This window comes from Actinomyces sp. Z5 (genome assembly GCF_003287795.1).
Lineage (GTDB): Bacteria > Actinomycetota > Actinomycetes > Actinomycetales > Actinomycetaceae > Actinomyces > Actinomyces glycerinitolerans.
In genome coordinates this window covers 1-1,770 of record NZ_QMIN01000057.1, presented here as the reverse complement: position 1 = coordinate 1,770, position 1,770 = coordinate 1, and the positions used below count along the sequence as shown (strand labels likewise).

At 72.3% G+C, this 1,770-nt stretch carries 1 protein-coding gene; it reads right to left on the bottom strand.

The genetic code is table 11. The annotated features are described in order from the left end of the window. Window positions 1-140: 140 nt before the first annotated feature. Window positions 141-1,770: glycoside hydrolase family 43 protein (locus tag DRB06_RS08090; RefSeq protein WP_220093001.1), on the bottom strand; the 1,630-nt coding region annotated here is incomplete at its 5' end.

Genomic DNA, 1,770 nt, shown 5'->3' with positions numbered 1-1,770 from the left:
CGCCTCGTTGCACACTGGAGGCGGCTCATGGCTGCTGGCGGTCTCAGTAGAACCGCGGAATCGTGCGGATTGTGGGATTGGGCTCCGAGGAGAAGTGTGCAACCGGTCAATCGGGCTCATTCTGCCCGAGCCTGATGTGTCTACAGCGGCTGGTAGTCGAAGCGCTCAACGGTCGCGGTGCCGCGGATGGCGCGCACGCCCACGACCCGGCCGGTGAAGCCGCCGGCCACCTCGGTGGACAGGTAGCGGCCGTCCAACCGCCCCAACTCGACGTCCCGTCCGGCCATACTCACGCCCAGCACCAGCTCGTCGGGCACGCGCTGCCCGAAGAACCCCGACTCCGGTAGCTGCGCGCTCACCCACAGTCGCAGCGTCCGTCCCTGCGCCGCCTCCAAGTCCTCTGCCGCCAATTCGCCGAGAACCTGCTCGAACGGCGCCGAGGTCGCCACGCCCACAACGCGGCTCCCGTCCCAGCGCGCGGCGGCCCGGTGATCGGGGTCCAAATACACGCAGAGCTCGACGACGGCGCCCGGCTCCACGGTCAACTCCGCCTCGGCCCGCCAGCCGACGTCGCGGCACCGGGTCGCCAGCAGCGGACGCGGCGCGGCGTCGTCGTCGGGTGCAGTGATCGCCAGCGCCCCGGCCGCGTTGCGCGTCAGCGCGGTACGGGCGAGCCCGCCGGGGGAGACCCACCGGTCGGGCAGGTCCCAGGGGGCGTCGCCGTCCGCGACCGGGCCGGGCCGCCCGCGCAACTCATCCGTGAAGGCCTGCGTCGAGGCGGCGTCGCGCGCGGCGATCGCCTCCGCATAGCGGTCCTCGACGACGACCGGCCAGTCCCCCTCCCAGTCGACGCCGACCAGGAAGGTCTCCCGGCCATTGACGTGGTAGCCGGGGAAGGGCTCCAACTGGCGGATGCCCAGGTGCACCATGGCGAAGCGGCCCCCGTCCCAGCCGGCGTCGTCGAGCGGGACGAGGTCGGCGTGCCCGGTGGCCTGCACCGGATGGTCGGTGGAGCGGTGGGTGAGGATCGGGTTGCCGGGGTGCTGCTCCCACGGGCCGGTCAGCTCGCGGGCGCGCGCCATGGTCACGCAGTGGCCGACGCCGGTGCCGCCCTCGGCCAGCAGCAGGTACCACCAGCCTCGGCGCCGGTACAGGTGCGGCCCTTCGGCGTCGCGCATGCCCGTGCCCTGCCAGAGATCCACCACTTCGCCCAGACGCTCGCCGGTGTCCGGGTCGATCGGCACCGAGCGCAGCGTGGAGACCGCGGTGCCGGTCTCGAAGGACACCCCGCGCCAGCTCAGGTGGCAGATGCCCTCCTCGTCCCAGCACAGGTCCGGGTCGATGCCCGGGGTGTCAGGCACTTCCACCGGGTCGGACCAGCCGGCGGCCGGGTCGGTGGTGCGCACGATGCGCTGGCCCAGCGGGTCCTGACCCATATTGGTGACGATCACATAGAAGGTGCCGTCGTGGTGGCGGATGGTGGGGGCGAAGGTGCCCTGGGAGCCGGCGTCGCCGCCGGGCAGCGGCAGGGCGGTCGGACGCGTGTAGGCGTGGCCGACCTGCTCCCAGTGCACCAGGTCGGTGGAGCGGTGCACCGGCACGCCGGGCAGGTACTCGAAGCTGGAGTTGACCAGCCAGAACGTGTCCTCCACGCGGCAGATGGACGGGTCCGGGTAGTAACCCGGCAGGATCGGGTGAGTGGAGCGGATGGACATAGCGCTTTCTTTCTGGGGGCGGGGCGGTGGTCCGGGATCGCGGGAGGGCTCCCGG